Genomic DNA, 25,349 nt, shown 5'->3' with positions numbered 1-25,349 from the left:
ACCTGTTCTTTATCGTTTGATGCCGTCAAAAAGATCGTGCTGTCGTATCGCGTCTCGCCCCATCGAGACACGCTCTCGGCCATTCAGGCCATCGATGATGTCCTGCGGAAGCTGCCGTCCCTCCCAGACGACTTGTCGTTTGTCGTGGATGGCAACCCGATTTACCTGCTGGCGCAACACTTCTTCGCCCAACACGGGATTTCATTTGACGTCCGCCAAGTGATCGGGCTGACCAATGAGGATCCGGTCTCGGAAGCGTTTCGCCCTCTCAAGCAGATCATCGAGCGATTCAACCGGACCTTTAAAGGCAACTACCGCCCGACCCATGGGTTTGGTGCGGAAGAAGGCTCGGTGTCCTTTGTGACGCTGTTTGTGGCGTATTTCAACTTTCTGCGCCCACACAGCGCGCTCGAAGGCCGGGTGCCGGTCGTCATCCCGGAACTGGCGGATCTTCCGCATATGCCGGCCCGGTGGACGAAGCTGATCGCCATGGCACAAGCGTTTCTCCAACAAGAGGCGGCCTGACTTTTTTGTCCTCCGGAGCCCGTTGAACAGAACTCCTGCCGGATTCGGCGAAGCGAACCCTTGACCAACCGAACACCGCCAAAGGTAAAATTCGGTCATGGCAAGGGCGGCTTTCTTATTGCCTTCTTTTTTGTCCCCGTCGCCCTTGATGACTCTTCCGCACCTTTGGCGGGTGTTGGTCAAGGGCGAATCCGGCCCTCCGCATGCCCCACGATGCTCAATGGGATGATCTGTGTGGAGTTTTCATAGAACTTTTGACGCTACCTTTTTTATGGTATGATCAAACGTCGCACAGGAAATCCTCAAGCAAAGGCTATTTTTATGCTTGTCTGAATCGGCCTGACGCCACAAGTTAACTATAGACGGAAAAAACTTGAGCCAAGAGCGCAAACCGTTCTTCCGTTTGCGCTCCTGTCCGATGAACCCGTTCAGCGCTCATTCAGCCGCTTCGTGGTGTGCAGCCTCGTTCAATTCGTCGAATACAGGCTGACGAGCTCGTACGTCACTGTCGTCCGGCTGCCTTCCCATTCGAGCTTTCTCACAACCGCGACGCCGCTCGCTTCGCTTTGCATCGTCCGGCGCACTTCAAGCGGCACGTCAAGCGGATACAAGCGGTAGCCTTCTTTTTCCAACACAAACACATTTCCTTGAACGCGCTGTTCCTTTCCTTTTGTCACAATGACCGTCTGCAGTTCCATCGGCATGCCCATCTTTCCAACCTCCTTGGCACCCCATCGATTCGTTGGCGGCCGCGCCGCCACCCGAGCGGCGCACGCAGCCGCCCCTCTAGTTGTATCGTATCACATCGTCGGCTGTTGTTTCATCCATACTGTGAGCCTTTGCACCGTCTCGCGATTGGCTTGCGGCGGAAAATAGTGGGTGAACTCAGGGAAGTACCAAGCCGTGACCGGTTTGCCGAGCTGCTTCAGCCGCCGCTCAAGCCGCCAAGCGTGCTCAATCGATACGTTTTCATCGCGCCCGCCGTGGATGATGAGCACCGGGGCCTTGAGTCGTTCCAGATGATAGAGCGGCGTGCGGTGCCGGTAGCGCTCCGGGCATTTGTTCGGCGTCCCGCCGATGACGCGCTTCATCATCCGCCGCAAGTCAGGCCGCTCCCAATACGTAAGCTCCATATCGGCCACCCCGCCCCAGACCGCCACCGAACAGACCTCTTCGGCCATCAAGGCGGCATGGAGCGCCATCGCCCCGCCGCGGGAGAAGCCGAACATGTGAACGCGCCCGGGATGGACGAGCGGATGGCGGCGCAGGAGATGAAACCCAGCGAGCGCGTCATAGCGGTCTTCACCGGCGAAATCTTCGTTTCCTTCTCCGCCCCCATTGCCGCGATAGAGCGGAGCGAAGACGACAAACCCGTGCGAAGCGAATTGGACAAGGCGCGGCACTCGCACCTGCCCGACGTTTTTGATCCCGCCGCGCAAATACAACAACCCGTCATAAACGCCTTTTCGCTTCGGCGCCGCCAAAAACCCTTTCACCTTCAGCCCTTGGGACATATAGGTGACAAAGAACACATCGATTCCCGGATGCGGCGACGGGAATCGGTATTGGTCGATGATGTCTCCATCCATACGCCTGCCTCCTTCCCGCTGTGCGAATGATCGTTGCCCTTTCTCGGCTGACCGCCCATTTTTTCTAGGCATTCACACATTTTGGCCGCGTGCATACGATAAGGTGAAACCACGGTTTACCGCATGCGAACCAAGGGGGTTAACGAACATGAAAAAATGGGCCGTATGGTTATGCTCGCTTCTGTTGCTTTTGCCGCTTTCCGCCTGCACGAATGACGGGGGCCAAAGCGGAAAACCGCTCCAAAAAGTGCGGCTCGCCGAAGTGACGCACTCGATTTTTTACGCGCCGCAGTACGTCGCCCTGGCAAAAGGCTTCTTTAAAGAAGAGGGGCTGGATGTCGAATTGACGACGACATGGGGCGGCGACAAAACGATGACAACGCTGCTTTCCGGCGGCGCGGACATCGCCCTTGTCGGCTCGGAAACGTCGATTTACGTGTACAGCCAAGGGACGGCAGACCCGGTCATCAACTTTGCCCAACTGACCCAGACGGACGGAACGTTTCTCGTCTCGCGCAAAAAAATCGGCCACTTTACATGGGAGATGTTGAAAGGAAGCACGTTCCTCGGTCAACGGAAAGGCGGCATGCCGCAAATGGTCGGCGAGTTTGTGCTGAAAAAACACGGCATTGACCCGCACAACGATTTGCATCTCATTCAAAACGTCGATTTCGCCAATATCGCCAACGCCTTTGCGAGCGGCACCGGCGATTTCGTCCAGCTGTTTGAGCCAACAGCGAGCATTTTTGAACAAGAAGGGAAAGGCTATATCGTCGCTTCATTCGGCACCGAATCCGGGCGCGTGCCGTACACGTCGTATATGGCGAAACGAAGCTACATGAACGAAAACAAAGACGTGATCGAAAAATTTACGCGCGCGATCTACAAAGCGCAGCAATGGGTCGAATCGCACAGCGCATCTGAAATTGCCAAAGCCATTCAACCGTACTTTAAGGACACGGACTCGGCCATCATCGAAAAAGTGGTCGACCGCTACAAAAGCCAAGGGACCTACGCGACCGATCCGATTTTGGATGAAGAAGAATGGAACAACTTGCAAACCATTATGGCCGAAGCCGGCGAGCTGCCGAAGCGCATCGACCTGAACACGCTTGTCGATTCGTCGTTTGCCAAAAAAGCGATGAACAAGTGACGAAAGCGGGTGAACGGAATGTTTCTTGTCGTCGACCGCCTTTCGCATACGTATTTGACGAAAACGACCGCTGTCACTGCGCTCGATGACGTGTCGCTGTCCGTCGAGAAAGGAGAATTTGTCTCCTTTCTCGGCCCAAGCGGCTGCGGCAAAACGACGCTGTTGTCGATCATCGCCGGGCTGATTGAGCCGACGGAAGGGGCGGTCCACATCGAAGGCCAACCGCTTTGGCCGAGCGGAACGGCCGCGCCGGTGGCGCGGCGCGCGGTCGGCTACATGCTTCAGCAAGACTATTTGTTTCCGTGGAAAACGATCGAAGAAAACATCCTTCTCGGGTTGAAAATCACCAACACGCTGACCGCTGACACTAAAGAACGAGCGCTCGCTCTGCTGGCGGAGATCGGCCTAGCCGGCGTCGAGTCGTATTACCCACGCCAGCTGTCCGGCGGCATGCGCCAGCGTGCGGCGCTTGTGCGCACGTTGGCGACCGACCCGAAGCTGCTTTTGCTTGATGAACCGTTTTCCGCCCTCGACCAGCAGACGAAGCTGAGACTCGAAGAGCTCGTTTGGAACACATTGCGGCAGTACGAAAAAACAGCGGTGCTCGTCACCCATGACATCGAAGAAGCCATCGCCATGAGCGACCGCATTTTCTTGTTTTCGCCGCGCCCCGGCCGCCTTGTGCGGACGTTTGTCATCCCGGATGAACTGCGCTGCCGCCCGCCGCTTGCCGCCCGCCAGCATCCATCGTTTCCGGCGCTCTTTCAATCCATTTGGAAGGAGATGGAGGCCCTTGAATCCGCCCAATGAACGAATCGACACGAAACATGCCCAATACCTCGCCGTCTTGCGCAAAGAACAGCGGATCATCCGCCTTTGGCAGACGGTGCTGCTTGTCGCCTTTTTCGCCGTCTGGGAAGCGGCAAGCCGCTTCCATTGGGTCGATCCCCTTCTATTTAGCTCTCCATCCGCCATCGCCAAGCTGTTTGTCGAAAAAATGAGCGATCACTCTCTATTCGCCCATACATGGGCGACGCTGCTTGAGACCTTGCTCGGCTTTTTCATCGGCACGGCCGGCGGGGCGCTGATTGGCGCGCTTCTTTGGTGGTTTCCGCGTCTGGCGAAGACGCTTGATCCATACTTAGTCATCTTCAACGCCATGCCAAAAGTCGCCCTCGGGCCGATTTTGATCGTCGCTCTCGGACCGGGATTTACGTCCATCATCGCCATGGGCGTCGTCATTTCCATCATCATCACGACGATCGTCGTCTATTCGGCGTTCAAAGAGGTCGATCCGAACTATTTGAAAGTATTGCGGACGTTCGGCGCCACCCGCTACCAATGTTTTAAAGAGGCGGTGCTGCCGGCGTCGTTCCCGGCGATCATTTCGACGTTGAAAGTGAACGTCGGCCTCGCTTGGGTCGGCGTCATCACCGGCGAGTTTCTCGTCTCGAAACAAGGGCTTGGGTATTTGATCATTTACGGCTTCCAAGTGTTCAACTTCACGCTTGTGTTGATGAGCCTGCTCATCGTCGCCTTGCTGTCGACCGTTATGTATCAGCTTGTCGCCTTGATCGAGAAAAAATGGGGAAACCGCCGCTAGCGGGACGCTCGCCGAATGTTGACGGGCGTCTCGTTTCATTCCTGTCGTCCCAATGAGCCGGCATCCGCCGCTTTTGGGAAGCCCATCTTTGGAAGCCGCCGCCGATCGGCGCCCCTTTTCAATCGATCAGCCCCCGCTGCTTCAATTCAGCAAGCGAGAGCGAAAGGACATCGTCTTTCATGATGTAGCTGAACCGATGGTCGGCGCGGATGTCATCCGGCAGCGCCTCAAGCAGCACCGGGCCGTTCGTTTCCAAATACGACCCCCGCTCGACGAGCGCAGCGATGTCGGCAAAATAAATGTTTTTCACGATATCCGGCTCCACTTCATATTGGCCGATATAATCAAGCCGGCCGACGATTCCTCCCGTTTCTTCCATCACTTCGCGGGCCGCGGCTTCCGCCGCCGTTTCCCCTTCTTCCACCTTGCCGCCGGGAAACTCAAGGCCGCGGCGCGGATGATCCGTCAACAGCCATCGCCCGCCATAGCGGCAAATGACCCATACATGCCCGGGGGAGGGGGAAAACGGGTGATCCGCAAAGGCCAGCCGAACGCGATGTCCGTAGTAATCGCGAAATTCATGCATCGGACTCTCCCCTTTCCTCTCCCCATTATACAGAAAAACGCCGCTCGACTCGCGGCGTTTACTCTTCTTTTTCGTCAGGAAGGATGCCGAGCGAGCGGATATGCTCCTTCGCCTCCTCGTTGCCGAGGCGGTAAATCATTTCATAAATTTTCGTCAACGTCCGGTCGTAAGCATCGTTTTCCCGATCATAGTGGTATTGGATGTATGGCACATGGGTGCGCCAAAACGCCTGCCAGTCGGTCGAATAATTTTGGTCGAAATATTCGCGCAGCTGGGTGATTTCCTCATCCGTTGCTTCAATTTGAAAGTCCCACGGTGATGCCGTTTTCAACTGCGAGATTTCTCCGGTTGCCATCGAGACGTAATACGTCTTTTTCCGTTCGTCTGCCACCTTCGTCCACTCCTTTTGCTCTTTTTGCTTAGTGTGGGGCAATCCGGGAAAAATATGCTTATTTTATTTCATCTTTCAACAGCTCGATCGCCTTGCGCAGCACGGACGGAATCGGGACGCCCGCCCGGCCGGCGTTTTCCACAATCGAGATAAACTCATTGGCGATATAGAAAAAAATGATCGCATCGCGGATTACATGCATGTTCCATCCAATGGCCAAATCGACGAGATGCGATGCTGCCACCAGAACGAAAATCAACAGTTTGCGGATGATGCCGCGAAAGCCGACCTGGCTTGACAGCTTGCCTTCGACTGCGCTGGCGGCAATGCCAGTAAGGTAGTCGACAATGACCAAAGCAAGCAAAATCACGATAAATGAGTCCACGCTGCCGACAAACAGCGACAGAAACGAACCGAATAGCGAAACGGCAACCATCGGGATCGGCTTGTTCACGCTCCCCCCTCCTTGAACATAGGATACGCGTAACTATCGTATGCCCGGAGGGGAGAACGCGACGCGGCGCATTCCCTAAAAAATCGCCCTTTTTCGACAAAGAAAGGACAAAGCAAAAGGCCGCCCCCCCGGCCTGAGGACAGCCTCCTCTTCTTATCATCCTAAGAACGATTTCAACATCCAGACGTGTTTTTCCAGGCTCCGGTGAATGCCAAGCAGCATATCCCCTGTCGTTTCATCGTTCACTTCATCCGCCAGCTGCATGCCTTCTTTCAATTCGCCGATCATCGTTTCAAAGTCACTGACAATCGAAGCCACCATTTGTTCGGCCGTTTCCGTCCCGGCCGCTTCTTTGACGGACGCCTGCTCGAGACAGTCTTTCATCGTCGCCACCGGCTTGCCGCCGAGCGCCAACAGCCGCTCGGCGAGAGCATCAATATGAACGGCCGCTTCGTTGTACAGCTGCTCAAACTTCTCGTGCAGCGTGAAAAACTGCGGACCAGTGACATACCAATGGTAGTTGTGCAGCTTCACATACAAAACAGTCCAGTTGGCGATTTGCTTGTTGACAAGATCGATCAGTCGGGTTGCCATCATCTCACTCCTCCTCATGGTTCTCTATACCCAGCTGGCTTGCTGATGAAACAGCGAAAACCTGCCGATGGATAGCTTCCCCCGATTCCAGCGGAAATATGAACGCCCGACCTGCGGGATATGGTATAATAAAAAGAAAAAAGGCGGGCGTCATTATGTACTGGACGTTGGTTGTTTGCCTCATCATTGCCGCTGTCGTTCTCGCTTTAGCGGTCATAACGACTTCCAAAGCGTACACGTACAAGCATACGGTCGATCCGCTTCCAAAAGAGCGCGGCAGCGAACAACAAGCCGTCCCGAAGCAGCCGCAGTAGCGGCGCGGGGCCGGCTTGTGTTCAGCCAAACACTTTTTTCAGCTCGGTTTTCTCTTGAGAAAGCCAAAAGCGCATCAGCTGTTTCGCCGCCTCTAAGTCGTGCAGCTTCGCTTGGCCGCATTGCCGCTCGGTCGCGGCCGGCACTTCCGTCGCGTCGAGCGCGTCCTTCATGGCTTCTTCCAACAAATCAATGATCTCGTCCACGGTCGGCGAGCCGCTCACGACAAGATAAAACCCGGTTTGGCAGCCCATCGGCGAGATGTCGATAATGTCGAAATGATCATATTTCGCCGCATGTTGGCGCAGCGTATACGCCAACAAATGTTCGAGCGTATGAATCGCGGCCGGGTCCATCGCTTCTTTGTTCGGCTGGCAAAAGCGAATGTCAAACTTATTGACGACGCCGTCGCTGCCGACTTTGTGAACGCCGCAATGCCGAACGTACGGCGCCTTGACCGCGCAATGATCCAATTCAAAGCTTTCTACCGGTGAAGGCATATCAATCACTCCTGATTATTTATTCTCTTTTTTATCATAACCAAAACGGGGAACGTCCCGCATCTATTTTGCCTCTCGTTCGGCTTTGCGTCTATGCCTGAAAAACAAGGCTGGGGCGGCGCGCCCCCATTCCGCACGAACGGCATCCGTTTTTCTTGAACAAAAGAACCGTTTGTTCTATTGTAATAATGATGCTAACAGGAAGGAGAAGTCCACATGAGCCAATGGCTGATTTGGTGCATCCGTTTTTACCAGCGCGTTCTCTCTCCGCTCAAGCCGCCGACATGCCGCTTTTATCCGACTTGCTCGAACTATGGCATCGAAGCGATTCGGCGCTTTGGCGCGCTCAAGGGGGGATGGCTGACGGTCAAGCGGATTTTGAAATGCCATCCGTTTCATCCGGGTGGTTTTGATCCCGTTCCTGAACCATCCCAACACCTTAAAAGAAACAAAATAACTTGATAGCCCTTGCCATTTGCTTCATTTTTTTGTATGATCGATCTTGTAAATCGTAATGATTACTATTTTCGAAAAAGGAGGCGCAACAGATGAAAAAAATCCCTGTCACTGTATTAAGCGGTTACTTAGGATCAGGGAAAACGACTTTGCTTCATCATATCTTGCACAATCGGGAAGGAAAAAAAATCGCTGTCATTGTCAACGATATGAGTGAAATCAATATTGATGCCGAACTCGTTCGGCAAAACGGCTTCTTCCGCACCGAAGAAAAGCTCATCCAAATTCAAAATGGCTGTATTTGCTGCACCTTGCGGGAGGATTTAATCAAAGCGGTCGATCAGCTTGTCGAAAACGGGGAGATCGACTATATTGTCATTGAATCTTCCGGAATCAGCGAACCCATTCCAGTTGCGCAAACCTTTACGTATTTGGATGAGGGGCTTGGAATCGATCTATCCCGAAAATGCCGATTGGACACCATGGTGACGGTTGTCGATGCCAACCGTTTTTGGACGGACTTTTCCTCGGGCGAAACCTTGCTTGACCGCCAACAGGCCGTTGATGAAACGGACAGCCGCGAAATTGCTGATTTGCTCATTGAACAAATCGAATTCGCCAATGTCATTGTCGTGAATAAAATCGATCTTGTTTCGCCGGAGGAAGTTCAAAAACTGCAAAAAGTGCTCCAAAAGCTGAATCCGGAAGCCGTCATCATCCCGGCAACTTTCGGACAAGTACCGCTTGATTCCATTTTAAACACCTACTTATTTGATTTTGAAAAAGCGAGCCAATCAGCTGGCTGGATCAAAGAGCTGAATGAAGAACACACACCGGAGACTGAACAATACGGCATCTCTTCCTTTGTTTATCGAAGAAAACGGCCGTTTCATCCGGAACGGTTGATGAATTGGCTTGAAAACTGGCCCACAGAAGTGGTTCGCGCGAAAGGCTTTATTTGGCTTGCCTCTTGGAATGACATGTGCGTTCTCCTATCGCAAGCAGGGACATCGATCTCCATCCAAGCAGCGGGACGATGGATGGCTTCCTATCCGGAAGAGGACATAAAACAGCTGTTGCAAGAAGAGGAAACATGGCGGGAAAAGTGGGATGACACCTACGGCGATCGCTTGACCGAACTCGTGTTGATTGGCATCAATATGAACGCGGATGACATCCAGCGCTCGTTGGACCAATGTTTGCTGACCGATGAGGAGATGAAGGAAGATTGGACGCTGTTCCCCAATCCGTTTCCTTCATTGATTCCTTTAGCCTAAACGGTGATCGATCATTTTCAAATCGTAATGATTACGATATAATAAAAGCGGACATCTTTTTCAAGAAAGGAGTTCAACATGAGAGCAACGTCCATCATTTTGTCTTTCCTTTTGGCGACGAGCGCCTTGCTATACGGCTGTCAATCGAAGCCAGAGACAAAAGAGGCCCAAACATCGAACGATCAGTTAACGATTTATACAACCGTCTATCCGCTTGAAGACTTTACGAAAAAAATTGGCGGCGACGCCGTGAACGTCAAAAGCGTTTATCCGCCGGGAGTAGAAGCCCATACGTTCGAACCAACGACCAAAACGGTGCAGCAGATTGCCGATGCGGACGCCTTCATTTACATCGGCCACGGGATGGAACCGTTCGCCGAACAACTGCAGGAAACATTGAAAAATGAGCATGTCCGATTTCTTGTTGCGACAAATGGCATCGAATTGCTTGAATCGAACCATGAACAGGAGCATGCGCATGGGGAAGGGCACAAAGACGAACATGGAGAAAAACATGAGGAAGAACATGGCCATGAACACGGAGACAAAGATCCTCATGTATGGCTTGACCCCATCCGCTCTATTGCGATCGCCGAGAACATTCGCGATTTGCTGATTGAACTGAAACCTGAAAAAAAAGACATGTTTATGCAAAACTTTGAAACGTTAAAGATGAAACTCGAGCGCCTTGACGAGCAATTCCGTTCAACAGTCGAGAAAGCTCCCAAAAAAGAGATGCTCGTTTCCCATCAAGCCTACGGATATTGGGAAGACCGCTACGGAATTAAGCAATTGAGCGTTTCCGGGCTTTCTCCGAGCAACGAACCATCGCAAAAAGAGCTGGCTCAGCTCATCGAAACGGCGAAACAGCATCACATCCGCTATGTCATTTTCGAACAAAATGTCCATCCAAAAACGGCGGAAGTGATCCAGAACGAAATCGGCGCCAAGCCGCTCCGTCTGCATAACTTGGAATCGCTGACCGATGAAGATCGAAAAGCCCACAAAGATTACTTTGCCCTTATGGCCGAGAATCTCCGCGTGCTGCAAAAAGCCCTTCATTGAAATACAACCGCCTGCCTCTTTCGATCGAGGCAGGCGGTTTCGTTTCCCTTCCAGACCATCCTTCCCTAAAATAAGGAATAATCAAAGAAAAAATGGAAAACCATAAGAAAAAAGAAAGGGATGTTGTGAAATGGATGACGTGATCATTGCCCGCAGCTTATTCGGGATGACGATGGCTTTTCATATCATTTTCGCCACACTTGGAGTCGGAATCCCGATCATGATTTTGCTGGCGGAACTTTTATACCAAAAGACAAAAGATCATGATTATGCTGTCATGGCGAAACGCTGGACGAAAGGGTTGGCCGTATTGCTTGGGGTGGCCATTCCGTCAGGCACCATCGCCGGGGTGCAGTTGTCGCTCCTATGGCCGGGCTTTATGGAAGTGATTGGCAAGGTGATGTCCCTCCCGTTTCAAATTGAAATTTACGCCTTTTTTATTGAAGCGTTGTTTATGTCCATTTATGTGTACGCCGCTGACCGCATCTCTCCCTTGATGCGGATTGTGAGTGTGTTTTTTGTCGCTCTTGGCGCCAGCGCTTCCGCCATTTTAATTACCAATGTGCACGCTTTTGAAGGCACGCCGGCGGGATTTCGGATCGAAAACGGCGAAATCGTGGATGTCGACCCATGGGCGGCCTTTTTCAATCCAAGCTTTTTCGTCACGGCCGGACATGTCGTCCTGTCCGCCTATATGACCGGAGCCTTTGTGTTGGCTTCGATCGCCGCTTACCAGCTGTTGCGCGCCGCCCAAAACGAGCAAGTGCGGCGTTTTCACCAAAAAGCGCTCAAGCTCTCGTTGGCGGTCGGCGGCGTATTCTCGCTGTTGACCGCAATCAACGGGCATGAATCGGCCCAACTCCTTCATCAATACCAACCGGAAAAACTAGCGGCGGCCGAAGGGTTGTTTGAAACCCAATCCCATGCTCCGTTAGCCATCGGCGGATTTACCGATGCGGAAACGCAATCCGTAAAGTGGGCCATTGAAATTCCGTGGGCGCTCAGCTTTTTGGCCGGCAACCGTTTCGACACCGTCGTCAAAGGGTTGAACGATTTTCCGAAAGAATGGTGGCCGCCGCTGTTTGTCCATACGCTATTTAACGCCATGGTGGGGATCGGCATGCTGCTATTGTTCCTGTCGGCGGCCGCGTTGATCTGGCAGAAATGGCTGAAGCGGCCTGCCTTTCCGCGCTGGCTCCTATACGGTTTTGTCGCCGCCGGGCCGCTAGCTGTGATCGGCATTGAATGCGGCTGGATTTTTGCCTGCACCGGAAGGCAGCCATGGGTCATTTACCGGATGATGAAAACGGAAGAAGCCGTCACGCAAACAGGAAATTTAGCGGTCTTGTTTGCTTTGTTTGTGGCGATTTACATCCTATTGAGCATCGCCGTGGTGCTCGTGCTTCGCTACTATTTCCGCCGCCATCCGGTGGCGGACGACCTGCGCAAACCGCCCAATGAAGGCACGCTGCCCGTCTAGAAAGGAGAACGATTCATGACCAATGAGCTGATTGCCATTACCGTGCTATGGGGGTTTATTTTCATTTATGCCGTCATGGCGACGATGGACTTCGGCGCCGGTTTTTGGTCGATGGTCTATATCCATCGCGAAAAAGCGAATGCCACCACGATTGCGAACCGCTATTTATCGCCCACCTGGGAGGTGACCAATGTCTTTATCGTCGCGATTGTGGTCGCCTTGTTCAGTTTTTTTCCCGGCGCTGCCTTCCTGCTTGGGACGGTGCTTCTTGTCCCCGGCAGCATCATTTTGATCTTGCTCGCGGTCCGGAGCGCCTTTCTCGTGTTTGCCCACGTCGCCAAAGAATATGAAAAAGCGCTTACCTATATTTCCGGCATAACGGGGATCATCATCCCGGCCCTGCTCATTAGCGTGCTGCCCATTACGCATGGAGAATTCATCGACATCCGCAAGGGCGTCCCGACTCTCAATTTGGAGCGCTTCTTTACAAACCCCCATGCCTATTCCTTCATGGGCTTTGCGATTTCGAGCACGCTGTTTCTATCTTCTCTCTTATTGGCGGATTACTCTCTTGAAGCAGGAGACCGTGAGGCATACCGCCTGTATCGGCGCGACGCTTGGATCACGGGGCCCCTCTCGTTGTTGATGGCGGGATGCATGATGCTGACGATGCGCTACGAAGCCAAATGGCTGTATGACAAGATGATGGAGTATTGGCCGTGGCTGATCGGTTCGGTGGCGATGTTCGCCGCCGCGGGCATCGCCCTCTCCCTGCCGTCTTCTCGGCACCCTCATGTTAGAGGAAGGCCTCGGCTCGCGGTCATCGCGATTGTCATTCAATATTTTCTGGCTAGTTACGCCTATGGAAAAGCCCATCTGCCCTATATGGTGTATCCCGATGTCACGATCGAGTCGGCCTTTACCCATCCGGATACATTCCGGGCGCTGTTTGCCTCCTACATCGTGGGCTTTCTCATTTTGTTTCCCGGCTTCGTCTATTTCTGGCGTTTGTTTATGCACGATAAGCGCTATGTACGGCCAAAATAACAAGGAAAAGGCGCCCCCAAACACGCATGGGGGCACCTTTCTTCATGCCTGCGCCGCTGAACGAAAATCATCTCGTTTTCCTATCACGATTTATCATCCTGAACCGAGAAGACCCCCACTTCCACGCGTGAGCGTCAGGGGGGGGGATGAATCGGGATTCGTCATCGATCTTCCTCTTGCTTCAGCAGAACAGAAGGTGTAAAATGGATAGAAACAGAACGCATGTTCCTTGATGTAGGAGGAAAGATCATGCATAAAGCCTATCGCTTTCGGCTGTATCCAACCCAAAAACAAGCGAAGCTCATCAACCAAACGATCGGGTGCTGCCGATTTGTGTACAACCGCTTTTTGTCCGAATGGAATCAGGCGTATGAAACTACCGGAAGAGGACTCGGCTACAACGAGTGCTCCAAGCGGCTGACCGCCTTAAAGCAAACCCTTCCATGGCTGAAGGCGCCCGATTCGACCGCCTTGCAAAACGCACTTCAACAGTTGGCCGAGGCGTTTGACCGATTCTTCGAGGGAACGGCGAACGCTCCCCGCTTCAAAAGCAAAAAACACCCGAATCAATCGTACACCGCCCAGTGCAACTACCCCAAGAACGGACGCCCATCGATCGAAGTAAATGGCCATCGGTTGAAACTCCCGAAACTTGGATGGGTGAAGTTTGCCAAAAGCCGTGAGGTGGAAGGCCGCATTCTCTCCGCCACGATTCGTCGAAACCGGGCGGGGAAGTATTTCGTCTCCATTCTCGTGGAAACGGACATTCCCCCATTGCCCCAAACCGACAAGAAAGTGGGCGTCGATTTGGGATTGAAACATATGGTGGTTCTTTCCACAGGCGAAAAGATCGAACACCCCCAGTATTGGCGCCGATACGAAGAGAAGCTGGCCTATTGGCAGCGGGTGATGTCCCGCCGAAAGCCGGGCGGTTCGAACTGGCGCAAAGCTCATTTGAAGGTGGCCAAGCTTCATGAGAAAATCACGAACTGCCGGAACGATTTCCTGCACAAATGGTCCACCCGGCTCATCCGCGAAAACCAAGTGGTGTGCGTGGAGGACTTGCCTATAAAGAACATGCAAAAGAACCGCAAGCTGGCCAAGAGCATTTCCAATTCCGCATGGGGGCGTTTTCTCAACATGCTCGAGTATAAAGCGAAATGGTACGGGCGGACGGTGGTCCGTGTCGCGAGCACCTTCCCATCGAGCCAATTGTGCTCGTGCTGCGGGCATCGGCAGGTTGAAGTGAAATCGCTCGACATCCGCGAGTGGGTGTGCCCAACCTGCGGAGCCGAACATGACCGGGACGAGAACGCCGCTCGGAATATTTTGCAGGAAGGGCTTCGTTTGCTGTCTTTGTAGGGCAGCACAACCGTGGGACGCACGGGGATGGCTTGGTTGACAGCCTGCCGTGGGGCGGGTGTTCCCAAGAATCTCCCACCTCTAAGTGTACGCGTAGGTGGGAGAGCGTTCAATGCAGCGAGCGGACATAGGCCGCAATTGCCGCAATTTCTCCCGGCGTCAATGTTTGCACTTCTTTCGTCCGATGGCGCCGGATTGCTTCCTCGATCGTTTTCGCGCTGCCGTCATGCAAATACGGAGCCGTCGCCCATACGCCGCGCAGCGTCGGCGTATCCCACTGCTTGGGCGTCCGCGGGTTTGTGAACCGGGCGCGGGCGTCGCCTTTGGAGGCGCGGTCCTTCGGATTGGCCGTGCCGATATCGTGCAAGTAGGCGGTATTGGCAGTCGTCAATTTCCCGTCCGGCCCGACCGCCTTGACGCTGTCGGTGAAATACTCGCCCCCATGGCAGCTTAAGCAATTCCCTTTCCCGTTAAACAGCCGCTCCCCTTCCTTCGCTTCCGCCGTCAAGCTGCCGTCCGCCTTTCGATACGGGCTTTTCGGCACGGGGAACGAACGCGGGTCGTTCAAGTAGGCGAGAATGGCGTCAAACATATGCTGGACGTTCGGCGGCAGCGGCTTGGACGGGTCGATCGCCGCCATGCCCCCCATCTCGCCTTGCACGGTATGAATGTAGTCGGTAAAATCGTCGCGCGACCCATCCCACATAAACAGCCCGGTTTTCGTCGCCAAAATATTGCTCGGCACGTTGCGCGGCCCTTTCGCCGTCATGAGCGTCAAGCCGTTGATGTCGCCGTCGCTATGGCACGAAGCGCAGCTCATCCAATTGTTCCCTGTGATGTTGATGGCAAACTCGTCGCTGTTGGCGCTGTAAAAGATCGTTTTTCCTTCACGCACGAGCGGGGAGAGCGAATCTTTCGCAATGAGGCGGATCGTGCCGCTCTCCTGCTTCGCTTTCGCATATGGGCTTTTTCCTCCCGTTTTGATCACGGCCAAATCATGGCTCATGGCGTTGTGGGCGTAAAGCGTTTGGCCATCCGGCGAAATCGCGATCCCGCGCGGATTGTTGCCGTGGATGCGGCGCAAAATTTGCGTCGCCTTGCCGCCGCGGCGCAAGTCAAAGACGACGAGGTCCTCGCTTCCGGACATGACCGCGTACGCTTTGCCGCCGTCCGGGGAAAACGCCACATCGTACGGATTCGAGACGATGATCGTCTCGTTATGGACATCGGTGACGTTGATCGCGTCAAACAGCTCTTTCCGCTCGCTTGTCAATTCGACATCTTTCATTGTATCGATGACCGAAATGGCTGGAAAGACCGTTTCCTCAAACTGGATCGGCGTATCGATGTTCGTCAATAAGTGTGGAATGTACGCTTTTTTGCCGTCCGGGGTGATGACGATTTGCTCAAGCGTATTCGGGATGCCTTGGCTCTTTTTTCGATCGGCTTTGTCCGGCGACGGGGCAAGGGCGATTTCCTTGACCGCCCGCCGCTTCGCTGTGTCAATCACGGTAATTTTGGCCGCCAAATATTGCGTCACGTACAGCTTCCTTCCGTCCGCTGTCAACACCAGCGCCCGCGGCCGATCGCCCGCTTTGATGTCTTTGATCCGTTTTCCGCTGCCAGCGTCAAACACCGAGACCGTGCCCGAGCGGTAGTTGGCCACATATACTTCCGTCCCATCCGGACTTGTGACGATACCAAACGGCTCGATCCCCGTTTTCCAACGGTCGACGACTTTCCGCTTGTCAAGCGACACGACGTCCACTTCGTCATCATACATGCAGGAAACATACAGCGTCCGTCCATCCGGGCTGAGCGCCAGCTGGCGCGGTTCGCGGCCGACCGGAATTTCCGCTTCCTTCGTTTTTGTTTTCGCGTTGACGATCGTCACCGTATCCACATCGATGTTGGCGGTGTAGACATAGCGCCCATCGCTGCTTACGGCGATGTTGTCGCCGTGCGCCGGAGCGTGTCTGACCACTTTCGGCTGCTCATGCCATCCCCTTTCGTCCTGACAGCCGGCCAACAGCGCGGCGATCGCCGCGGCGAACCACCATGTTCGCATTTCAATATTCCCCCGTTTTTTCACGAAAATGATAACCATCCTCAATTTTACAAAGAAAAGCGGCGAATCTCAATCGTATTCGCCGCTTTCTTTCTGTTATTTGTTGCCGGATCCAACGTTGACCTTGACCGTCCGCAACACCGGCGCGACGCCGTATGGGCCGCCGGCCGCCTGCACTTGCGACACATGGTCGCGGTCGGTGTTGCCAAGTTTTTTTCCTTTCACATACACATCGCCCGTATCCCAGAATTCGCTTGCCTGCATGCCTTCATCGAGCGTCGGGCCGTCGACGATCCGGTCGTAAAAGTCGACGTAGCGGGAGATGATCGTCTCGCGCTCGAGCGCTTTGGCCGTCTCATCCGCTTGGTCGTTGTTTAAATTTTGCAGCGCCACGCGGAACACCCCCGACAAAGCGCCGGCCAGCCACGGGGTGTACTTGTCCTCTTTTTCTCCCGTATGGTACACGTGCCATTTTTCATCCCAAAAATGGCGGTCCATCGCCTCATAAACAAGGCGCGCCGCATCGCGGTACGCTTCATCTTTCGTCGCCAAAAACGCCGCCGTCAGCCCGCGGATCGCGCCAAGCTGGGCAAGAAGCGTCGGCTCGTCCTGATCAGGCCCTTGGCCGATCGTATAGCCGTTGGCGACAAGCCCGTCTTTTCGCATCAAGTTGTGCATGATAAAGTCCGCTTGCCGGCGGATGAGCTCGAGCGCCCGCTTTCCTTCCAGCGTGCCGAGCCCTTTGGCGCTCTCTCCGCTCGCATAGCCGACCGGCATCCCGTCGATCGCCCGTTCAAAGATGCGGAGCGCTTCCATTGTATAACCGGCTTGGAACGTATCGACCCGATTTCCTTGCGTTTGCCCGTCATGTTCCGTCACAAACGCGCCCGCTTTTTCATTGAAATGCATGGCATCGATGTTGCGGAACACTTGCAGCAGCACGTCACGGTTGACGGAATACGGGTCGTCGGCAGCGCGGTCGTTGGACGGATCGGCGTCCACATTTTCCTTCGCCGCTTTTGGGAACGGGTTTCCGTCAAACACGGCTAAAAACGCGGGGTTTTGGTTTTTGTTTTCCGGCCGCTGGTCGATCATGCCGAAAAACTCGGCGGCGGGCCAAAGCATGAGCCATTGATCCTCAAGCAAGCTGCGGGGATCTTTGACGACCAACTTCGCCGCATCCGGCGCCAGCTCGCTGTCTCCTTCAGCCACTTCCACCGCATGCGGCAAATAGACGAATCCGCCGCTTGGGTTGTAGCGGCTGCCGGCTGCCTTCGTCAACGCCTGTTGCTTCGCATCATAAAATAAATGGTCACGGATAAAAGCCAGCTTGTTCCATATTTGTTCGGTCAAAATCATCCCTTGCATCCCATCGGCGGAGCTGACGCCAAGCGCCACCGTCCCGCTTTGGTCGTCGTTCGGCGTTTTCGCTTCGACTTCTTCGTCGCTATCTTTTTGATGAAAGCCGCCTAAAAAGTCGCCGGCCCAAAGCGCCTGCTTCAAGAAGACGCCGCCATAAGCCGATGGCGTGAGCACTTTGTCCATTTTCCCCCGATCCCAGCGAAGCGATTGGAAATCGACTTGATAAACGGGAACGTATGTACCGTCGTCATTTTCGGCATAAACATCCGTGTCGACTTTTTGCGCATAGTGCGGGTCGCCGCCGGCGTACTCAATGAAGGTCGGAAACATGTTGCGGAAAATTTCCTCGCGCGGATAGCCGACGCTGTCCGCGAGCTCATAAAATCGGTCGGCAAGCGCTTTATCGGCCCGTTTATGCAGCTGTTCGGCCCGTTGCTTGGCAATCGGCCCGTGAATCAAATGAAGGCCAAGCCCCGATTTTTCCGTCACTTCATACATCGCCTCTTCGGAGTATTCATATGACTCGATTCCCGCCGTATAATCAAATTTCGTCGGCTCATCCGGCTTTCTTGGGTCGAGCGTGTCCAAATCGAGCCCGAGCCCTTCCGCCAGCGGCTCTCCGGACAGCTCAAACTCGGAATAGGCAAACATATTGCCGGCCGTATCAAAATGATCGTCCGCCACCGGCACGTGCAGGCGCGGCGCTTCGGATGGACGGGCATTGTCTTTCTCCTGGCCGGCCGCACAGCCGGATGCCAGCAGCAGCAACGCCACCGCCGAAGTAGCCATCACTTTCCAAGGCATGCGTTTCATCGCTTGCTCCTCCAATTTAAAAAATAACGATTTTCATTCTCACTATACTCATTATACGCCGCCTATGCCCCTCGTTCAAGCAGGAATCCACTCAATGCGGCGTCCGCCCGTCCATAAAAAACAGCATTCCAGTTCGTTCGGACAAAGTCCGATCGCTTCCCGGCATAAGGACGACGCAGTTTCTTTGCATCGCCGAATGGCTTCCTCTTCATCACACCATAGCAGCACACGAACCCGGTCGCGGTAAACGATGTACAAGTCGATCAGCTCCTCGGCTTCCCCCTCATTCCTGCTCTCTCCGTCAGCAAGCAACAACGGTTTGCATGCTGCCTCTTCCATCGAACCGAAAAACTGCAGCAAATGATCCGTCACCTTGGCCAACACAAGGCCGTAATGCAACGGCGTCGGAAACATCGACAAAGAAAGGAGCGAACGATGCATGTCAATCAGCCGCAGCAAGTAAAACGGCGACCGCAGCGAAGGAGCGGTTTCACAATACGCTTGAATGACGCAGCGGAGAAACCGGCGCAACGCATACGGCCAGACGTCCAACGTCTCGTGATGGATAGACACCATGGCTCGCCTCCTTTTTGTTCATTCATGTTTTTCCAACTGCTCCAATACGGCGTTTATTGAGCTCCATGACCGTTTCGCAAAATAAATGGGCTTGTCTTTGCTTTTCGCCTTCTCTTTCACTTTCCTCGCCAAGTTATGGTTGACGTAATCGATCATGACCAATATGGCGTCGACATGCTCCGGAATGTCGCGTTTCACCATATTCACTTTCCGTCCATTGAGATGAATGATTTCCCGGAATCCGGAACGCTCCAATTTATCGGTAATATGGCCTAAATGATCGGCTCCGACAACAAGCAGTGATGCCATCACGAAAGCCTCCTTTGCTCGCTTTTTTCTTCTTTTATTTTAATTGAGAATGATTTTCTATGTCAATGATAATGAGAGAAGTTTTCATCTAATGTTATTCCGAAAGAAACCTCCCTCCTCAAAACGTGAAGGAGATTCAGTGCTCTTGAACACTCTCCCACCTACGCAAATGCGTAGAGGTGGGAGATTCTTGGGAACACCCTCCCCACGGCAGGCTGCCAGCCAAGCCATCCCCGTGCGTCCCACGGTTTGGCCGTCTTACGAAGACAGCCAATGAAGTCCTTCTTTCAACAGATTTTGGGCGGCATTGGGGAACATCCATGATGGAAGACGCCGATTCATCCCCACTTTCGCTGATCGCATGGAAGTGAGAGTCTTCTCGGTTAGAGATGGATAAAATGCCTGCGAATGCGTCAAACTATAGACGCGGGCGATTTCATCACGACAAGGGGGATGACCATGGCGAAAGACGTTCTTTGCGAAGTGCGCAACTGCCATTATTGGGCGGAAGGAAATCGCTGCAGCGCTGAAGCCATTTACGTGGTCAGCCATGCAGGAAAAATGGCGTCCGATTCAACGGAAACAGACTGCAAAACGTTTGTTCCGTCCCATGAAGCATAACGCGAGACCAACGAGGCGCTGCCCGGCCGATCGGGCGGCGCTTGCATCGTTCAAGGGGGATGACGATGGACAAACGCGCCAGCCTCATTCAAGCGCTGCAAACGGAAATGAAGCGGGCCGCTTTGGGAACATACCCGGCTTGCATCGACTCCTTCGCCCATTTGTGGGATTATGAGTTCGGTTCGTTTGACCAGCTGCCGCCCGAGATTGCGCGGCTTATCGCCGATCGGGCCGCTGAACTCGGGTGGATGGACGACTTTTAACGACAGCAGCCAAAAAGCAGGAGGTTGTCTTAAAAGGTTGTTTTCCCTCTACCGAGGCACAACATATGGTCTCTTGAGCGTGTTTCGGCGTATATACAGCATGAGAAAAGGTGTCCCATGTTTTGGGACACCTTCTGCTTTTTCGACTTTCGGAATGGGCGTTTTCAGCGCCGTCAAAACGTTTGCTCCGTTTTTGGAATGAGTCTTTTCAGTTCGCGGCGCAGCAGTTTTTGCGCGGCGTTGCGCGGCAGTTCATTGACGAAATAAATGCGGGCCGGCACTTTATATTTCGCCAGCCGCTCGCGGCAAAACGCGCGAAGGGCCGCTTCGTCTGGCGACGCTCCGCGTTTCAGGCGGACGAACGCATACGGCACTTGCCCCCACGTTTCATCCTCGACGCCCGTCACCCCGGCTTCTTCCACATCGGGATGCGACAGTAGCACCGCCTCCACCTCAGCGGGATAGACGTTTTCGCCGCCGGAAATGATCAAGTCAGAACGGCGGTCAAGGACATACAAAAATCCATCTTCATCGACATAGCCCATATCCCCCGTATAGAACCAGCCGCCGCGGATCGCTTGTGCCGTCGCTTCCGGGCGATGCAAGTATCCTTTTGTCACATTCGGTCCTTTGACGACAATTTCTCCCGCTTCATGAGGCCGCGCCGGTTGGCCGTCTTTTAGGATGCAAAGCTCAGCCGGAAAGAGCGGCTTGCCGGCCGAACCGAGCTTCGTCAAACTGTATTCCGGCGCGAGCGTCGCGATTTGCGACGCCGTTTCCGTCATCCCGTACGTCTGGTACACCGGGATGCCTTTTTCTTTGCACGCCTCAAGCAGCGGGCGCGGCGCCGGCCCGCCCCCTAGCAGCATGCAGCGGAACGTATCGGGGTAGCGAGCTTCCCCCAGCTCGGCCACCATCCGCTGAAGCATAGCGGCCACGACAGACATGATCGTCACTTCGCCGCGCATGATCCATTCATTTGCCTCTTTCGGGTCAAACGAGGTTTGCAACCGCAACGGCATGCCGTAAATGACGCTGCGCATGGCGATCGACAGGCCGCTGATATGAAAGAGCGGCACGGCGGCCAGCCAGCAGTCGCGCTCATGCAAGCCTAAATTGAGCGCCGAACCGACCGCGCTCCACCAATGGTTGCCGTACGTTTGCAAGACGCCTTTCGGAGTGCCGGTCGTCCCGGACGTATACATGATCGTGGCGACTTCCTCCAAATCGCACGTTTCTTTTAATGAAACGTCCGCTTTCGGCAGCGCGGCAACCGCGCCCACGGTCAGAACGCGTCCGTCGCCGCCGAGGCGTCCGGCCAGCTCCTCATCAGCAACAACAAGGCTCGCTCCGCTGTCGTCAAGCTGCCAGCCGAGCTCATAGGACGTGAGGCGCACGTTTTGCAGCAAGACGCGGGCGCCGAGAAAAAACAACGCATGGATGATCTCGATCATCTCGATGCGATTTTTCATCAGCAAGGCGACAATGTCGCCTTCCTTGACGCCTGCTTGAGCGAGGCGCCGCGCCCAGGCGGCAGCAGCTTCATACAGTTCGGCAAACGTTTTTGTCCGCCGCCCGTCGCTCACGGCGATTCGCTCCGGGGTTAAAAACGCCCGCTGCTTCAGCCAGTTTGGCATCGTTGTCATCTAGCGTTCCTCCTTTCTTGCCACCCTCCTCCGCCGACGGTCAGCGCAAGGATTCCTCCCTTCGGAAAAGCGACAAAAAGCAGCTTGACGCGCCATCAAGCTGCTTCTTCGTTCTCATCACGGGAAGCGCGGGAATTGGCTGAAGTCCGGCTTCCGTTTTTCCTTGAACGCCCGCATTCCTTCCTTCGCCTCTTCGGTCGTGTAGAAAAGAAGCGTCGCGTCGCCGGCGAGCTGCTGGATGCCAGCCAAGCCGTCGGAGTCGGCGTTGAACGCCGCTTTTAAGAAGCGAATGGCCGTCGGGCTTTTTTCCAGAATTTCTTGCGCCCATTTGACCGTTTCTTCTTCGAGCTGCTCAAGCGGCACGACTTTGTTGACCAGCCCCATCTCGAGCGCTTCTTGCGCCGTGTACTGACGGCATAAATACCAAATTTCCCGCGCCTTTTTATGGCCGACGATGCGCGCCAAATAACCGGCGCCATAGCCGCCGTCAAAGCTGCCGACTTTTGGTCCGGTTTGGCCGAAGATGGCGTTGTCCGCGGCGATCGTCAAATCGCACACGACATGGAGCACATGCCCGCCGCCGATGGCGTAGCCGGCGACCATCGCAATGACCGGCTTCGGAATGACGCGGATGAGCCGCTGCAAATCAAGCACATTGAGGCGCGGAATTTCATCCTCGCCGACATAGCCGCCATGGCCGCGCACTTTTTGGTCCCCGCCCGAGCAAAACGCCTTGCCGCCGGCGCCGGTCAAAATGATGACGCCGATATTCGCATCGTCGCGCGCTTTCGTAAACGCATCGATCATCTCGTTCACCGTTTTCGGCCGAAACGCGTTATGTACTTCCGGACGGTTGATCGTAATTTTGGCGATGCCGTTGTACGTTTCGTAAATAATGTCCTCATAGTCGTACTGCTTCACCCATTCAAACGGCATTTATACTTCCCCCTTTGTCATGAATTCACTTACTATTTTAGCAAAAATGCCGGGCTGTTCCACGTGAATTGCATGTCCGGCTTCTTTCACGCAGACAAGTTCGCTGTTGGGCAGCCGTTCGTGCATTTGGGCGGCGATGCGGCAAAACTTCTCATCGCGCTCCCCGCAAACAAGGAGCACAGGCACGTCAAGTTCGCCAAGCCGTCCCCAAAACGACGGCTGCACGCCGGTCCCCATCCCGCGCAAACTGTTGGCAAGCCCCGTTGCCGTATGGCGGAGCCGCTCGCGGCGAACAGCCGCCTGTACTGGCGCCGGAAGCGTCCGCTGGGTGGAAAAAAGTGGAAGTTGCTCCCAATCATCGACGAAAGCACGGACGCCTTCCGTTTCGATCTTTCGCGCCAACGCCTCATCCGCTTCCCGCCGCGCGCGCCGCTCCTCCTCCGTCTTCAAGCCGGGCGAACTGCTTTCAAGCACTAAGCGGCGAACGCGGCGCGGATGCCAAACGGCGAACGCCAACGCGAGCCGGCCGCCCATCGAGTAGCCGAGCACGTTCACTTGTTCGACGCCCCATTCGTCAAGGAGCGCCGCCAAGTCAGCCGCCGCGTGTTCGATCCGATACCGTCGGGCGTTCTTTGGCGCCTCGGTCCGCCCATGGCCCAACAAGTCGACGGCCATCACACGGAAGTCCGGCCAAAACGGGGCGAGCGGCCGCCACGTGTCCGCGCTGCCCGTAAACCCGTGAAGCAACAGAAGCGGCTCTCCTTCTCCGTATTGTTCCACATGGTAACGAACCCCATTCGCCATCATGGTTATGCCATTCCTCTTCATTCGAGACATTTCGCGATTTCCCGGGCAACCTCATTCCACAACAATCGATGCATTCGGACATTTTCCGCGCGCGACGTGCGCACTTCAATGACATGAAGCCCGCCTGACGACAGCGATTCCGCCACATCGCGGCGGAACTCCGCCCAATTTTGCGGCACCGTATGGCGGCCGCCGTACATCTCGACGGCGTGGGCGAACGACAAATCCGTCGGCGTGCCAAACAGCGTTTCAAACGGCCCTTTATGGCGCGCCTGCGGCAAAAACGAGAAAATGCCGCCGCCGTTGTTGTTCAACAAAACAATGGTGGCCGACAACGAATGCATTTTCGCCGCCAACAAGCCATTTAAATCGTGGTAAAACGACAAGTCGCCGATCACCAGCACAAGCGGCTGCCCTGCAAGGCTTGCGCCCAAGGCGCTCGAGACGACTCCGTCAATGCCGTTGGCGCCGCGGTTGGCCAAAACGCGAAGCGGCTTGTCCGTCGCAAAGAGAAACGTATCCGCATCGCGAATCGGCATGCTGTTGCCGACAAACAACGCCGCGCCAGCCGGAAGCAAATCGATGAGCTCGGTGAACACTTTCCCTTCAAACCATTCTTCTTCCGGCAGATGGCTCTTGAGCGTTGAGCGGGCGATCGCGTTCATCTCCCGCCACGCCGCCGACCACGCGCTTTCGCTTGCCTTCGGTTCGGCGATTTCAAGCAGCTGGCGGCAAAGAAGCACCTCATCGCTTTGGACAAAGCCATCCGCCGACAAGGTCGGGTCGCGCCATCCGCCCTCATCAACGACGATTTGACGGATCGCGCGATGGCGCTTCAGCCATAAAAAGAGCGGCTTCGACACCGGCATGGCGCCGAAACGAAGCACCACATCCGGAACAAGCTTGGAAGCTGCCGCTTCATCTTTTAAAATGGCGTCATAGCTGTCCAGCACGTACGTTTTGTCATGCGTGCCGGCGCGCAGTTGGGAAAGCGGATCGGCAAGAATCGGAAAATCAAGCGCCCGCGCCAGCTCTGTCACGGCCTCGGCAAACTCGGGGCGCTCAAGGGGACCGCAGACGATCAAACCGCGTTCGGTCGCCGATAGCTGCTCATACAGCGCCGATACGCTCTCTTGCGGCAGCGCCGGGCGGCCATGCCACACTTGCGGCGCTCGCGAAACGGACCGCACCCGCTCCCAAACCGCCTCATCGATATGCGGGACAAGCGGCTCGCGAAACGGCGCGTTCACATGCACGGGGCCGGCTGGCGCACCCGCGGCTGTTTCCACCGCTCTTGCCGCCATCGTCCGCGCGTATCGCAGCATATCGTCCGCCTCTTCCGGCAGCGCCAAGTCGACAAACCACTTGGCGTAGCGTCCATATAAGTGCAGCTGATCAATCGCTTGCGGCGCCCCGACATCGCGCAGTTCATGCGGCCGGTCGGCCGTCCACACAACGAGCGGTACGCGCGAATAGTACGCCTCGACGACCGCGGGCCAATAGTTGGCCGCCGCCGTTCCCGATGTGCACACTAACACGACCGGCCGCTGTTTT

General features: G+C 54.9%; 27 protein-coding genes and 1 pseudogene. 13 read left to right on the top strand and 15 right to left on the bottom strand.

Features of this window, described 5'->3' with window-relative positions; translation table 11 throughout:
• Positions 1-525 (top strand): annotated as a pseudogene (locus BRO54_RS15615) (DDE-type integrase/transposase/recombinase); the annotation flags it as partial.
• A 467-nt stretch (positions 526-992) separates the two neighbouring features.
• Here the strand turns inward: BRO54_RS15615 and BRO54_RS15610 are convergent.
• Positions 993-1,235: a DUF2584 domain-containing protein gene (locus BRO54_RS15610; protein ID WP_053413939.1), complete on the bottom strand. Its 243-nt coding sequence runs from the start codon at positions 1,233-1,235 to the stop codon at positions 993-995.
• A gap of 90 nt (positions 1,236-1,325) precedes the next feature.
• The gene (locus BRO54_RS15605) at positions 1,326-2,114 is read right to left on the bottom strand and encodes an alpha/beta hydrolase family protein (protein WP_074044526.1); all 789 of its coding nucleotides are present in this window, start codon (positions 2,112-2,114) and stop codon (positions 1,326-1,328) included.
• Here BRO54_RS15605 and BRO54_RS15600 point away from each other — a divergent pair.
• The 3 genes from BRO54_RS15600 to BRO54_RS15590 are packed head-to-tail and all read left to right on the top strand — an operon-like array spanning position 2,098 to position 4,870.
• The gene (locus BRO54_RS15600; RefSeq protein ID WP_371878452.1) at positions 2,098-3,267 is read left to right on the top strand and encodes an ABC transporter substrate-binding protein; all 1,170 of its coding nucleotides are present in this window, start codon (positions 2,098-2,100) and stop codon (positions 3,265-3,267) included. The genes BRO54_RS15605 and BRO54_RS15600 overlap by 17 nt on opposite strands.
• Before the next feature lie 18 nt (positions 3,268-3,285).
• Positions 3,286-4,077 (top strand): ABC transporter ATP-binding protein, encoded by a 792-nt coding sequence (locus tag BRO54_RS15595; RefSeq protein WP_074044524.1) that lies wholly within the window; start codon positions 3,286-3,288, stop codon positions 4,075-4,077.
• Positions 4,061-4,870 carry an ABC transporter permease gene (locus BRO54_RS15590; protein ID WP_074044523.1) on the top strand — a complete coding sequence of 270 codons (810 nt, stop codon included), beginning with the start codon at positions 4,061-4,063 and terminating at the stop codon, positions 4,868-4,870. Before BRO54_RS15595 ends, BRO54_RS15590 begins: the two co-directional genes overlap by 17 nt.
• A 118-nt stretch (positions 4,871-4,988) precedes the next feature.
• On the opposite strand, the gene ytkD is transcribed toward BRO54_RS15590, so the two are convergent.
• The 4 genes from ytkD to BRO54_RS15570 form a co-directional block, all read right to left on the bottom strand.
• Complete coding sequence (gene ytkD / locus BRO54_RS15585) at positions 4,989-5,456, bottom strand: RNA deprotection pyrophosphohydrolase (protein WP_074044522.1); 468 nt, start codon at positions 5,454-5,456, stop codon at positions 4,989-4,991.
• Between the two features lie 58 nt (positions 5,457-5,514).
• Positions 5,515-5,847 (bottom strand): hypothetical protein, encoded by a 333-nt coding sequence (locus BRO54_RS15580; RefSeq protein ID WP_011232331.1) that lies wholly within the window; start codon positions 5,845-5,847, stop codon positions 5,515-5,517.
• Between the two features lie 58 nt (positions 5,848-5,905).
• Entirely contained in the window at positions 5,906-6,301 is a 396-nt protein-coding gene (locus BRO54_RS15575) for a phage holin family protein (protein ID WP_074044521.1), read from the bottom strand.
• Between the two features lie 156 nt (positions 6,302-6,457).
• A complete protein-coding gene (locus BRO54_RS15570) occupies positions 6,458-6,895 on the bottom strand; it encodes a Dps family protein (protein WP_074044528.1) in 438 nt (145 codons plus the stop codon).
• 155 nt (positions 6,896-7,050) lie between these two features.
• Here BRO54_RS15570 and ytzI point away from each other — a divergent pair, with 155 nt between their 5' ends.
• Positions 7,051-7,209, top strand: a complete 159-nt coding sequence (ytzI, locus tag BRO54_RS15565) for a YtzI protein (protein WP_239691281.1) — start codon at positions 7,051-7,053, stop codon at positions 7,207-7,209.
• A 21-nt stretch (positions 7,210-7,230) separates the two neighbouring features.
• Here ytzI and BRO54_RS15560 read toward each other — a convergent pair whose 3' ends face one another.
• Entirely contained in the window at positions 7,231-7,707 is a 477-nt protein-coding gene (locus BRO54_RS15560) for an S-ribosylhomocysteine lyase (protein WP_074044519.1), read from the bottom strand.
• Positions 7,708-7,923: 216 nt separating this feature from the next.
• On the opposite strand from BRO54_RS15560, the gene yidD reads away from it, so the two are divergent.
• The 6 genes from yidD to tnpB all read left to right on the top strand — a co-directional run bounded on the left by yidD (position 7,924) and on the right by tnpB (position 14,394).
• The gene (gene yidD, locus BRO54_RS15555; RefSeq protein WP_074044518.1) at positions 7,924-8,169 is read left to right on the top strand and encodes a membrane protein insertion efficiency factor YidD; all 246 of its coding nucleotides are present in this window, start codon (positions 7,924-7,926) and stop codon (positions 8,167-8,169) included.
• Positions 8,170-8,255: 86 nt separating this feature from the next.
• On the top strand, positions 8,256-9,440 hold the full coding sequence (locus tag BRO54_RS15550; RefSeq protein WP_074044517.1) for a GTP-binding protein: 1,185 nt from the start codon (positions 8,256-8,258) through the stop codon (positions 9,438-9,440).
• Between the two features lie 78 nt (positions 9,441-9,518).
• Positions 9,519-10,505, top strand: coding sequence for a metal ABC transporter substrate-binding protein (locus tag BRO54_RS15545; protein WP_074044516.1), 987 nt, complete (start codon positions 9,519-9,521; stop codon positions 10,503-10,505).
• A gap of 130 nt (positions 10,506-10,635) precedes the next feature.
• Positions 10,636-11,985, top strand: a complete 1,350-nt coding sequence (locus tag BRO54_RS15540; RefSeq protein WP_074044515.1) for a cytochrome ubiquinol oxidase subunit I — start codon at positions 10,636-10,638, stop codon at positions 11,983-11,985.
• Between the two features lie 15 nt (positions 11,986-12,000).
• Positions 12,001-13,032 (top strand): cytochrome d ubiquinol oxidase subunit II, encoded by a 1,032-nt coding sequence (locus tag BRO54_RS15535; RefSeq protein WP_074044514.1) that lies wholly within the window; start codon positions 12,001-12,003, stop codon positions 13,030-13,032.
• Positions 13,033-13,281: 249 nt separating this feature from the next.
• Positions 13,282-14,394: an IS200/IS605 family element RNA-guided endonuclease TnpB gene (tnpB, locus tag BRO54_RS15530; protein WP_074044513.1), complete on the top strand. Its 1,113-nt coding sequence runs from the start codon at positions 13,282-13,284 to the stop codon at positions 14,392-14,394.
• Between the two features lie 109 nt (positions 14,395-14,503).
• Here the strand turns inward: tnpB and BRO54_RS15525 are convergent, their stop codons facing one another.
• From BRO54_RS15525 to BRO54_RS15510, 4 genes are all read right to left on the bottom strand, one after another.
• Positions 14,504-16,462 (bottom strand): beta-propeller fold lactonase family protein, encoded by a 1,959-nt coding sequence (locus BRO54_RS15525; RefSeq protein WP_074044527.1) that lies wholly within the window; start codon positions 16,460-16,462, stop codon positions 14,504-14,506.
• 96 nt (positions 16,463-16,558) lie between these two features.
• Positions 16,559-18,637, bottom strand: a complete 2,079-nt coding sequence (locus BRO54_RS15520) for a glycoside hydrolase family protein (protein ID WP_074044512.1) — start codon at positions 18,635-18,637, stop codon at positions 16,559-16,561.
• 75 nt (positions 18,638-18,712) lie between these two features.
• Complete coding sequence (locus tag BRO54_RS15515; protein ID WP_074044511.1) at positions 18,713-19,213, bottom strand: hypothetical protein; 501 nt, start codon at positions 19,211-19,213, stop codon at positions 18,713-18,715.
• Positions 19,214-19,231: 18 nt separating this feature from the next.
• Positions 19,232-19,522: a DUF2325 domain-containing protein gene (locus BRO54_RS15510; RefSeq protein ID WP_074044510.1), complete on the bottom strand. Its 291-nt coding sequence runs from the start codon at positions 19,520-19,522 to the stop codon at positions 19,232-19,234.
• A 459-nt stretch (positions 19,523-19,981) separates the two neighbouring features.
• Between BRO54_RS15510 and BRO54_RS15505 the strand changes: the two genes are divergently transcribed.
• Together BRO54_RS15505 and BRO54_RS15500 are read left to right on the top strand one after the other, a co-directional pair.
• Positions 19,982-20,143 carry a DUF1540 domain-containing protein gene (locus BRO54_RS15505; RefSeq protein ID WP_074044509.1) on the top strand — a complete coding sequence of 54 codons (162 nt, stop codon included), beginning with the start codon at positions 19,982-19,984 and terminating at the stop codon, positions 20,141-20,143.
• Between the two features lie 65 nt (positions 20,144-20,208).
• Positions 20,209-20,406 carry a hypothetical protein gene (locus tag BRO54_RS15500; protein ID WP_074044508.1) on the top strand — a complete coding sequence of 66 codons (198 nt, stop codon included), beginning with the start codon at positions 20,209-20,211 and terminating at the stop codon, positions 20,404-20,406.
• A gap of 173 nt (positions 20,407-20,579) precedes the next feature.
• Here BRO54_RS15500 and BRO54_RS15495 read toward each other — a convergent pair whose 3' ends face one another.
• The 4 genes from BRO54_RS15495 to menD all read right to left on the bottom strand — a co-directional run.
• Positions 20,580-22,052 (bottom strand): o-succinylbenzoate--CoA ligase, encoded by a 1,473-nt coding sequence (locus tag BRO54_RS15495; protein WP_074044507.1) that lies wholly within the window; start codon positions 22,050-22,052, stop codon positions 20,580-20,582.
• Between the two features lie 117 nt (positions 22,053-22,169).
• Positions 22,170-22,988 (bottom strand): 1,4-dihydroxy-2-naphthoyl-CoA synthase, encoded by an 819-nt coding sequence (menB, locus tag BRO54_RS15490; protein WP_031407524.1) that lies wholly within the window; start codon positions 22,986-22,988, stop codon positions 22,170-22,172.
• Positions 22,989-23,801: a 2-succinyl-6-hydroxy-2,4-cyclohexadiene-1-carboxylate synthase gene (gene menH / locus BRO54_RS15485; RefSeq protein WP_079936444.1), complete on the bottom strand. Its 813-nt coding sequence runs from the start codon at positions 23,799-23,801 to the stop codon at positions 22,989-22,991.
• 11 nt (positions 23,802-23,812) lie between these two features.
• Positions 23,813-25,349: 2-succinyl-5-enolpyruvyl-6-hydroxy-3-cyclohexene-1-carboxylic-acid synthase (gene menD, locus BRO54_RS15480; RefSeq protein ID WP_074044505.1), on the bottom strand; the 1,537-nt coding region annotated here is incomplete at its 5' end.

The organism is Geobacillus proteiniphilus, assembly GCF_001908025.1.
GTDB classification, from domain to species: domain Bacteria; phylum Bacillota; class Bacilli; order Bacillales; family Anoxybacillaceae; genus Geobacillus; species Geobacillus proteiniphilus.
The sequence above is the reverse complement of the archived record's forward strand: the minus strand, read 5'-3'. Positions and strand labels throughout refer to the sequence as shown.

Coding starts and splice junctions, on each gene's coding strand:
- BRO54_RS15520 (WP_074044512.1), bottom strand. CDS start 18,637: ATGAAACGCATGCCTTGGAAAGTGATGGCTACTTCGGCGGTGGCGTTG.
- BRO54_RS15500 (WP_074044508.1), top strand. CDS start 20,209: ATGGACAAACGCGCCAGCCTCATTCAAGCGCTGCAAACGGAAATGAAG.
- BRO54_RS15515 (WP_074044511.1), bottom strand. CDS start 19,213: ATGGTGTCTATCCATCACGAGACGTTGGACGTCTGGCCGTATGCGTTG.
- BRO54_RS15525 (WP_074044527.1), bottom strand. CDS start 16,462: ATGCGAACATGGTGGTTCGCCGCGGCGATCGCCGCGCTGTTGGCCGGC.
- BRO54_RS15510 (WP_074044510.1), bottom strand. CDS start 19,522: ATGGCATCACTGCTTGTTGTCGGAGCCGATCATTTAGGCCATATTACC.
- BRO54_RS15600 (WP_371878452.1), top strand. CDS start 2,098: ATGATGTCTCCATCCATACGCCTGCCTCCTTCCCGCTGTGCGAATGAT.
- BRO54_RS15560 (WP_074044519.1), bottom strand. CDS start 7,707: ATGCCTTCACCGGTAGAAAGCTTTGAATTGGATCATTGCGCGGTCAAG.
- tnpB (WP_074044513.1), top strand. CDS start 13,282: ATGCATAAAGCCTATCGCTTTCGGCTGTATCCAACCCAAAAACAAGCG.
- menB (WP_031407524.1), bottom strand. CDS start 22,988: ATGCCGTTTGAATGGGTGAAGCAGTACGACTATGAGGACATTATTTAC.
- BRO54_RS15605 (WP_074044526.1), bottom strand. CDS start 2,114: ATGGATGGAGACATCATCGACCAATACCGATTCCCGTCGCCGCATCCG.
- ytzI (WP_239691281.1), top strand. CDS start 7,051: ATGTACTGGACGTTGGTTGTTTGCCTCATCATTGCCGCTGTCGTTCTC.
- BRO54_RS15495 (WP_074044507.1), bottom strand. CDS start 22,052: ATGACAACGATGCCAAACTGGCTGAAGCAGCGGGCGTTTTTAACCCCG.
- BRO54_RS15595 (WP_074044524.1), top strand. CDS start 3,286: ATGTTTCTTGTCGTCGACCGCCTTTCGCATACGTATTTGACGAAAACG.
- BRO54_RS15545 (WP_074044516.1), top strand. CDS start 9,519: ATGAGAGCAACGTCCATCATTTTGTCTTTCCTTTTGGCGACGAGCGCC.
- BRO54_RS15610 (WP_053413939.1), bottom strand. CDS start 1,235: ATGGGCATGCCGATGGAACTGCAGACGGTCATTGTGACAAAAGGAAAG.
- yidD (WP_074044518.1), top strand. CDS start 7,924: ATGAGCCAATGGCTGATTTGGTGCATCCGTTTTTACCAGCGCGTTCTC.
- BRO54_RS15505 (WP_074044509.1), top strand. CDS start 19,982: ATGGCGAAAGACGTTCTTTGCGAAGTGCGCAACTGCCATTATTGGGCG.
- BRO54_RS15540 (WP_074044515.1), top strand. CDS start 10,636: ATGGATGACGTGATCATTGCCCGCAGCTTATTCGGGATGACGATGGCT.
- ytkD (WP_074044522.1), bottom strand. CDS start 5,456: ATGCATGAATTTCGCGATTACTACGGACATCGCGTTCGGCTGGCCTTT.
- BRO54_RS15535 (WP_074044514.1), top strand. CDS start 12,001: ATGACCAATGAGCTGATTGCCATTACCGTGCTATGGGGGTTTATTTTC.
- BRO54_RS15570 (WP_074044528.1), bottom strand. CDS start 6,895: ATGGCAACCCGACTGATCGATCTTGTCAACAAGCAAATCGCCAACTGG.
- BRO54_RS15550 (WP_074044517.1), top strand. CDS start 8,256: ATGAAAAAAATCCCTGTCACTGTATTAAGCGGTTACTTAGGATCAGGG.